The sequence below is a fragment of the Sphingomonas lenta genome, assembly GCF_002288825.1.
Taxonomy (GTDB): Bacteria; Pseudomonadota; Alphaproteobacteria; order Sphingomonadales; family Sphingomonadaceae; genus Sphingomonas; species Sphingomonas lenta.
In genome coordinates, this window is the sequence record NZ_NSLI01000002.1 from 823,587 (window position 1) to 829,586 (window position 6,000).

The 6,000-nt window shown below is 65.1% G+C and carries 8 protein-coding genes; 5 read left to right on the top strand and 3 right to left on the bottom strand.

Annotated elements, in window-relative coordinates; translation table 11 throughout:
* The first annotated feature begins 696 nt into the window (after positions 1-696).
* The 5 genes from CKY28_RS07180 to CKY28_RS07195 all read left to right on the top strand — a co-directional run bounded on the left by CKY28_RS07180 (position 697) and on the right by CKY28_RS07195 (position 4,225).
* On the top strand, positions 697-1,833 hold the full coding sequence (locus tag CKY28_RS07180; protein WP_095997595.1) for an extracellular catalytic domain type 1 short-chain-length polyhydroxyalkanoate depolymerase: 1,137 nt from the start codon (positions 697-699) through the stop codon (positions 1,831-1,833).
* Positions 1,834-1,984: 151 nt separating this feature from the next.
* The gene (locus CKY28_RS18615; RefSeq protein ID WP_176472993.1) at positions 1,985-2,152 is read left to right on the top strand and encodes a hypothetical protein; all 168 of its coding nucleotides are present in this window, start codon (positions 1,985-1,987) and stop codon (positions 2,150-2,152) included.
* 110 nt (positions 2,153-2,262) lie between these two features.
* Positions 2,263-3,297: a calcium:cation antiporter gene (locus CKY28_RS07185; RefSeq protein ID WP_245841674.1), complete on the top strand. Its 1,035-nt coding sequence runs from the start codon at positions 2,263-2,265 to the stop codon at positions 3,295-3,297.
* Between the two features lie 129 nt (positions 3,298-3,426).
* Positions 3,427-3,606 carry a hypothetical protein gene (locus CKY28_RS07190; RefSeq protein WP_095997597.1) on the top strand — a complete coding sequence of 60 codons (180 nt, stop codon included), beginning with the start codon at positions 3,427-3,429 and terminating at the stop codon, positions 3,604-3,606.
* A 130-nt stretch (positions 3,607-3,736) separates the two neighbouring features.
* Positions 3,737-4,225 carry a hypothetical protein gene (locus CKY28_RS07195; protein WP_095997598.1) on the top strand — a complete coding sequence of 163 codons (489 nt, stop codon included), beginning with the start codon at positions 3,737-3,739 and terminating at the stop codon, positions 4,223-4,225.
* Between the two features lie 6 nt (positions 4,226-4,231).
* On the opposite strand, the gene CKY28_RS07200 is transcribed toward CKY28_RS07195, so the two are convergent.
* From CKY28_RS07200 to CKY28_RS07205, 3 genes are all read right to left on the bottom strand, one after another.
* Positions 4,232-4,534, bottom strand: coding sequence for an antitoxin Xre/MbcA/ParS toxin-binding domain-containing protein (locus tag CKY28_RS07200; protein WP_095997599.1), 303 nt, complete (start codon positions 4,532-4,534; stop codon positions 4,232-4,234).
* Positions 4,531-4,704 carry a hypothetical protein gene (locus CKY28_RS18620; RefSeq protein ID WP_176472994.1) on the bottom strand — a complete coding sequence of 58 codons (174 nt, stop codon included), beginning with the start codon at positions 4,702-4,704 and terminating at the stop codon, positions 4,531-4,533. Before CKY28_RS18620 ends, CKY28_RS07200 begins: the two co-directional genes overlap by 4 nt.
* A gap of 308 nt (positions 4,705-5,012) precedes the next feature.
* Positions 5,013-5,666 (bottom strand): AraC family transcriptional regulator, encoded by a 654-nt coding sequence (locus CKY28_RS07205; protein ID WP_095997600.1) that lies wholly within the window; start codon positions 5,664-5,666, stop codon positions 5,013-5,015.
* Positions 5,667-6,000 lie beyond the last annotated feature (334 nt).

The following is a 6,000-nucleotide window of genomic DNA, read 5'->3' on the forward strand; positions in this document are numbered from 1 at the left end:
TACGATTTACGCAGCACTCCCCGGCGATGATAGACGGCGAGCCACTCGGCCAGCTCTGCTGTCCAGTCATCGCTAAAGATCAGGTAACGAGTCGACAATGCGCCTGAGACCCACAATTGGGCATTCAACCTTTCTCGGGCACCTTCCATTAGCAAACGTCTGTTCATACTAAGCGTTGCAAACGTCTGACGTGATGATTGCAGAACTTAGGGCGACGCGCCACCAGTAGTCCGGTCCGCTGCAGCGTCACTGATCACTCGAAACCGCGACCGTCACCAACAGCCGATGCAACTCGCGCGTCCCTCGATCCTGCACCTCGCATCTCAAGCTTTTGCATCCAAGAGTCACTTATTGATCCGACACGATCGCCAGGGCTGCCCGCACGGTTGACGTAATGGCTCGCTCCATGTCCGGGAACTCTACACTGTAAGTTGATGCGACTAACTCTCCATCATCGATAAGTACCGCATACCTCTGCATAACCGGCCGGGTAGGACGCATGAACATCTCCAACAATCACAAGGATCACAAAACCTGCGCTATTCATATTTCTGTGATGGATTGCGCACAGCTCAGGGAGGAGGCTTTGTTAGTTTCGATCGCAACAGCTTCTGTGCACTGCAGCAACGATCGGCTGCACGGAACGTTCTGTCCTAAGTCGGCCCCATCCCTGGCAGCCGTAGGGAGCTAGGCAGGATGAGGTCGCTTTCGCAGAACATATCCCGGCTCGCTGCGGCGCGAGCCGGAGATCCGGGCTCACCCGGCGTCATTGATCGACTAGCGGACCTGCCCTCCTTCGGTTCCAACCCGGGCGCACTCCGCGCTCGCGTTCACGTTCCGGCCGACCTCCGGCCCGGCGCGCCGTTGGTCGTTGTCCTCCACGGCTGCACCCAGACCGCCGCCGGCTACGACCACGGCTCCGGCTGGTCCACGCTTGCCGACCGGCACGGCTTCGCGCTGCTCTTCCCCGAGCAGGTCAGGGCCAATAATCCGAACCTCTGCTTCAACTGGTTCGTGCCCGGTGACATCGGCCGTAAGGGCGGCGAGGCGGAGTCGATCGCGAGCATGGTCAAGGCCATGCTGGACGAGCATGATCTGGACCGCGGCCGCGTGTTCATCACCGGCCTGTCCGCCGGCGGGGCGATGACGGCCGTCATGCTCGCCGCCTACCCTGAGCTGTTCGCGGGCGGAGCCATCATCGGCGGTCTCCCGTATGGCTGCGCGTCCGACATACCCGAAGCGCTTCGGCAGATGCGCGAGCGGAGGAGCAGTGATGGCCCTTCGTTGGCGGCCGCCGTCAGACGTGCGGCGAGTGGACACGAAGGACCTTGGCCCACCCTGTCGCTGTGGCATGGCACCGCCGATACCATAGTCGATGTGACCAATATGGATCGCCTCGGCCGGCAGTGGCGGCACCTGCACGGGATCGAGGAGGCGGCCCCCGTGGTGACGCGGGGGCCGGGCTCGGAGCACCGCATCTGGCTGACTCCGGACGGGGATCATCTGGTCGAGGAGTGGCGGATCATCGGCATGGGGCATGGCGTGCCGCTCGACCCGACTGGTTCCGACCGCCTGGGCGTGGCCGGTCCCTATATGCTCGACATCGGCATCTCGAGCACCGCTCACATCGCGCGATCATGGGGGTTGGTGACGCGGGACGTGGCGGCCGATCTGTTGGTCCAGAAAACCAAATCCGACCTTCAATCTCCAGTTGCGCCGGAGCACCCCCGCGGCGGCCCTGTGAGCGACAGGGGTCCTCTGCCCGCAGCGGCTCCCGGGACCATCCAGCAGACGATCGAGCGGGCGCTGCGCTCGGCTGGGCTTATGCGCTAGCCGGGAGTAACAGTCGAACGCAGCCGCGCTCGCACGCTTGTGCTCTCAAGACCCCCTCTCGCTCGTTCCCGATGCGAAAGGAGGGTACATCGAAAACGCTTCTCCACATTCATCGCGGCGAAGCTGGACCTCTCAGACGAACGGATCTCCTATGGATCGCGAGACCATCGCGTATGTACTCTTGGCATGCATGGTGGTGGCCGCCCTGCTGATTGCGCTCTATGCACGCCACCACTCTCGTGCCCGCTCCTACCTCCGGCAACGTAGGCGGGAGGAACTGGCGCACGACAAGGCGATGGCCGAGAAGGCGGGCTTCTAACGCAAGCAAGGCCAGGCGGCATGACTAACGATAGTGGAGTAGCAGGAGGCGTAAACCCGCATCGGACCTCAATCGCCAGGATTGCGAAGCTATGGCCATGGGCAGCGCCCGTGGGCGCCTGGTTCGTCATGGCGCTCAGCGCGATCGGCCGTGTCCCCGTCCCGCTGCTCACCCTCGTGCTGGTAATGGCGGTCCTGGCGGCCGTGCATCACGCGGAGGTGGTCGCCCACAAGGTCGGCGAGCCGTTCGGCACCTTCCTGCTGGCGCTCGCGGTCACGGTGATCGAGCTGGGCCTGATCGTGACCATCATGTCCGCCGCCGGCGAGGATGCGGCGACGCTGGCGCGGGATACAGTGTTCGCCGCCGTGATGCTCATCGTGAACGGCGTGGTCGGCATCTGCCTGCTCATCGGCGGCGTCCGGCATGGCGAGCAGGTCTTCCAGCAGAGCGGCGTGAGCGCGTCGCTCGCGACGCTGAGCGCGCTGACGGTGCTCACGCTTGTGCTTCCGAACTTCACGTTGAGCGAGCCGGGCCCGGTGTATGCGCCGTCCCAGCTCGGCTTCGTGGCGACGGTGTCGTTCCTTCTCTACGCGACCTTCGTCCTGGTGCAGACGGTGCGACACCGCGACTATTTCCTTCCAGATCAGCCGACCGCGGCCGACGAGGACGCCCATGCCGCCCCGCCGCCGCGCCGGCGTGCGATCCTGTCGGGAATGGCGCTCCTCCTGTGCCTCGTGGCGGTGGTCCTGCTGGCGAAGACGCTCGCGCCGGCGATCGAGGCCGGGGTGTCGGCCATCGGCGCGCCGCGGGCGCTGGTCGGCGTCATCATCGCCGCACTCGTTCTGCTGCCCGAGAGCGTGGCCGCGACCAGGGCGGCGTTCGCCAACAGGTTGCAAACCAGCCTGAACCTGGGGCTGGGTTCGGCGCTGGCCACCATCGGCCTGACCATCCCGGCCGTGGCAGGGCTGTCGCTGTTCATGGGCCTGCCCATCGCGCTCGGGCTGGACGCCAAGAGCACCGTGCTCCTTTTCCTGACGCTGATCGTCGCGACGCTGTCGCTCGGCACCGGCCGCACCACGATCCTGCAGGGCGCGGTCCACCTGATGATCCTGGCCGTCTACCTGTTCACCACGGTCGTGCCCTGATCCGGGCGAGTTCGTTAGGTGCCGGCCCATAATCATGCTATGGTCGCCCATCATCTGGTCCCGCCCGCAAGCGCCATGTGACGGGGAGACGCCCTCGTGCTCCCGCTTGCATCGGACAAGGTGAGCACCATGACCTCCTCGACCCCGGCCGAGCCGTCCCACGTCGCGCACGACGACATGGAAGCGGCCCTGAAGCAGCACGGCATCGTGCGCGTCCCCGCCGACATCTTCCACTATGGCGGCTACCGCTACACCAACATCAAGGACGCGATCGCGGAGGCGAAGCGGAATCCGGGTCGGCACTCGTAGCCTGCCGCGCCCTCTAGCGTTCCGCGAAGGGAGCGGACGAGTTCACCGCGCGTCGAGCGGCGTCGGATCAGGCGATCTTCCGGTCAAGCTGCTCGCCGCGCACGGAACGCTGCTCCGCGGCGCCGTCCATGTGCAGACCCGTATCGGCGCGATCTGGGATGAACCGGTGCGCGTCGATTGCGCGCAGCGGTCATGGCTGCGCGACCGGGTCACCGCCAACGCACTCCGCGAGCTCGACCGCTTCCTCAATCTGTTGATCGACGTAGCGGCCGAGCATGCCGGCTTGCGAACATGGGGCGGCCGGCGGCGTACGCCGAACAAGCTGAGCGCCCTCCAGTCGGCCCTTGGCTCGCCCCGCCTGCACCATGAGGCGCTGAGGTCGATCGGCCGCGTGCGCGACTGCCTGTTCCACTGCGGCGGCCTGGTCCGGCGACCGGATCACCGACAGTCGGACGTGCTGACCCTGATGTGGCGAGCCGGGAGCACGCGCCGGCGGGCGACGCTCGCCATAGGCGACCGGATCGACTTGACCGCGGCCGACGTGCTCGCGATTTGCGAGCTGTACCGGCGGATCGCGGCCGAACTCGTCACGCACTCGGCCTCGGTTGAAGCCGCCTAGCGGTTCCTAGATCGCCGGGCGGTGCATCGCGGCCATAGCCAGCTCGACCCGGTCCAGTCCCTCGTCACTAACCAGCGCGAGGTCGATCGGGCGTCCCCCCATCGCCTCGTCATGCGTGTTCAGGAATGCCATCACCGCGTCGCGGTCGCCGAGCGCGGCCCAGGCGCTCCGCGCCAAGCGCCCCTGGCGCGCCATGACCGCAGCCGACGGCCGCTCGGCCTGATAGCTCCGGCGGAACACCCTCCGCTTCGGCTTCGCAAGCAATGTCGCCTCCGCTCCAGCGGGAGCCTCGATCCGCTCGGCCGTCATGCGGCGAGCACCATGGCGTCACTAGCGCCCAGCTTCGCGCGAAACTTGGCGATCCGCGCGGCATAGCCGTCCGCCAGACCGCGGTGCGCGAACTCCGCTTCGCCGCACGTGGCCATGCCGGCCCGCATGAGCGAGATCTGGTGTCGGTGAAGAAGATAGTTGAGATCCATGATCGCCTCCCTTCATGTAAGCGGGAGCACACAGGGTCTCTCAGTCGCCGACGCCTACGGGTTCGTTGCCGGTGATATCGCTAATATGGGTGCGTACGGGCAAAACGCCAGTCGAGTTTTGTGCGGGAGATAGGTGAAGGATCTGACCAGATATCCGGTGCTAGGTGTAAAACGATCGCCATCCTCGTCAGCCTGTTAAAATTCGAGGATCAGCCAGCGGAGACAAGAAGCCAGGAGCGCGCCGGAACAGGGCGGCATGATCGACGGCTACGCGCGGGACGGTCGCGGCTGGCCAGCGGCGATGGCACTTATCGTGAAGCGTTCGCCGGTGTGGATGCCGGGTCGTGAAGCACCTGAGTCGGTGCGCCCAGCACGGCCGCGCGTGCGAGAATGCTGGCGTCAAGGAACGGGGTCGGCATAGCCATGAACCGCCGGGGCGTCATGCCAAGGAAGTAGTCCGCGTCCCGCAGGAAATGCGACGCGTCATAGTAGCTAGGATCGATGTCACGAATGTACTGACCGGCCGGTTGCCGCATCAACCTGGTCATAGACCGGAGAAAGCGTGCGCGGCGGAGGAGTGGCTTCGCGGGCATGCCAAAGTACTGCGACGTAATTCGGGACAGGCTGCGCGGCGACAATTCGAGGCGTCCAGCGACGGTGCGAACCTGACTCACCTCCGGATCGATCAGGAGTACGCTCAAATCCCGAATTACGGCTTCGTCGGGATTGGGGGTGGTTAGCAGAGGTGCCAACACGGCATCAAGGATCGGCTTGACCGCATGTTCGTCCGGCGCAGCCGCAAGCACGCCAGATAACAGACGCGGCACGGCTGGGCCGGTAAGCCGCTCAAGCGGCACGATCATGTCGTGGTAGGCGGATGCCGGCTGTTTAAAGAGACGTGCCCACCCGAGCGCGCTCAAACCGATGCCGACCATGATGCCGCCATTGGTCACCGCGCGCATCGCAGTGCTGGTCGGGCCAAAAAGCGCAACCGGCGGCACTGGCGAGAACTCACGCCGAATCCGAACTGCGATCGGTCCCGCGTTGAGCGTGATCCGGAGGTTGGCCGTTCCCGGCAGAAACCAATCGACCTTGTTGATGGAACTTGGGCCATATGCGGCGTAAAGATGATAGCCGGTAATAAACTCGGCGATCCGCGCGCTGGGTCGTGAGGTGGCCCCCTAAATGACCTGACAGGGTCTCGCTCTTAGCTAAGAGTGAGGCATATGACTGAGCATACGACCAGGCGTTACAACGGCGGCGAGGTCCTCTCCGGGGTCCAGCGCCGGAGGCGCT